This window comes from Tenuifilum sp., from assembly GCF_037481895.1.
In the GTDB taxonomy this organism is placed as follows: Bacteria; Bacteroidota; Bacteroidia; order Bacteroidales; family Tenuifilaceae; genus Tenuifilum; species Tenuifilum osseticum.
The window spans coordinates 1-2,201 of the sequence record NZ_JBBFKU010000025.1 but is presented as its reverse complement, the minus strand read 5'-3'; the positions used below and the strand labels follow the sequence as shown (position 1 = coordinate 2,201).

At 45.4% G+C, this 2,201-nt stretch carries 1 protein-coding gene; it reads right to left on the bottom strand.

Annotation, left to right across the window (positions count from 1 at the left end; translation table 11 throughout):
• Positions 1 to 2,201 (bottom strand): hypothetical protein (locus tag WHS63_RS08690; protein WP_445204767.1); only part of this gene is annotated, 2,201 nt, incomplete at both ends.

Sequence of the window (2,201 nt, the reverse complement as noted above, 5' to 3'; positions counted from 1 at the left end):
CATCCATCAACACCAAGTGCGCTAACCAGGCTATCGGTATACCAGTTAAAGTAATCGTCGTGCGTAGCGCTATTGCCTAAATGTTGCCAGGTTTCTCCATTGTCGGTGGAGTAGTATAAGGTAGTTCCATCAACCTCGGGCTCAGTACGGTTAAAAATGCTTAGGTCGATTATGGGGTTGGTTACACTGCTGAAATCGAAGCAGGGGCTTTGTAGCCATGCTGTTTCCGGGTTAAATCGTGTTCCGGTTATCCATACATCATCAAGGTTAATACCCTCGGCCACGTTGGCATCACCATTAGATTTCAACACGAAACGGACGTATAAAGTTCCAAAGTTGGCAAGACTATCGGGGATTGGTATGTTTTCAACATCCCAGTATTCGTCCGATATGGCTATTCCCCCAGAATTGAAAATTGTTTTCCAATTTATGCCATTGCTGCTGGCTTGCACCATTGCTGTATCGCCCGCTGCAAGTTTATGCCAACGCCAGGCATTTAGGGTAAGATTGCTATAGCTTGTAACATCTATCGCTGGCGATTGGGCATACCATGTAACATTGGGTTCATACATGCCTTTATTGGCTCCTTGCCTGCTTAAGTCCGTTCCAATGCAGTATTGTCCGCTATAGGTATATGTTGGAATGGTATCCCATTGCATGATTATTTGATTGCGCTCAAATTCTCCGGTAAATGTCCACCCCTTAGCTGTTTCAAAATCATCGTAAAATATTGTATCGGTAGCACCGGTAAGCAATGAACCATAGTTTTGACTTATGCTTGTAGCCCAAGCCTTTGAGCCTCCGCTCATGGTTGGTTTTGTTAGAATACCCCATTCCCAAATTTGATTTCCGAACTTTCGCCAGTAACCATCGTTGCTTTCAAAGGTTTCCGTGTAGGGAAGGGTGTATGTTGGAACAATATAGACTTGCCCAGATATACCATCGTTTGATGCGTCCTCATCGCCGGTAAGGCGGGTGCGCGCCCTAACCTGTCTAATTCCAGGCGTTGAGAGGTTAACCTTGGTGCTAAAGGTGAATTCAACAGTGTCGCCGGGGGCAATTACCTGGTTGAGGTAGTTGGTTACCCAGGTGGCTCCATTGTTAAAGGAGTACTGAACTGGGATTGATGCTGGCGATGGTTCGGCGCCAAGGTTGGCAACCTTTACAGTAACACTATCGGTGGCAGAATGGCCGCAACCCGAAAGGGGGTAAACCCATTCCACTACCCCCACATCCTTGGTGATATAGTCGCCTGTGACTGTGAAATCATCAACGTTCCAGCCTGAGTATGTGCTGTAATTGTCGGTAGGCCCCAACTTGTACATGAATTTCAGCCTGTTGGAACGCGATACATCCGATGGCACTGTGTGCGATGTTTTTTGCCAAAGATTATCGGTAAAGTAGTTGTTGTTAAACCATATATTGCTCCATGAGCCTCCATTATCCTTGCTGACATCAACCGTAGCCCTATCCCAAACCTCAATGTTTAGGTAACGTCGGTACGAAATTCTTAAATCTTTGTAGAAGAGTGCATTAATGGTTGGAGAAACAGCCTTGTATGCTCCAGATTCAGTAACAAAATTCTCGTAATCACCTAAGGCCGATCCTAAACCGGTTAGGTCGGTCCCAAGTACTTTGGTTCCTGAAAAGGCTGATGTGGGATCGGGGTTTCCTAAAAAGCCACCCAGTCCCTGGGGCTGACCAACCTGGAATTCGCCGCTCAATGTCCAATTATGAGTGCCTTCAAAGCTCTCGCGATAAATGGTTTCGTAAATCAGTCTATTTCCCGTAGGGTCTTCGCTCTGCTTTGGGTAAAGGGAATCGCTTACCTGTATGCTCAGAGCATCGAGCATGGCATCGGCAATATTGCCATGGGTTGCATTTTGTTTAATGTTGTAAGTTACCCATACGTACGATTGTCCATTGGGCAGGTTGTAGTTTAAACTATTAAAGGTTGCTGTTCCATTCACAAACGATTTGCCAGTAGAAAGAGGTGTTAATGTGTCGAATAAGGCTGTTTGTGTAAAGTAAAGTTTTACCCCTGAGGCTTCAAGGTCATTATCGCTGCTATTTTTAGATTTCAATAAAATGGTATTGAGCGTAGCGTTGCCGGAGTTGCCAAAGACCTTAAACCCAAGACGGAGTATTGGTTCATTTCTGCTTCCGCTGGGAATAAAGGTGAAATCGGGATGAACAATAGT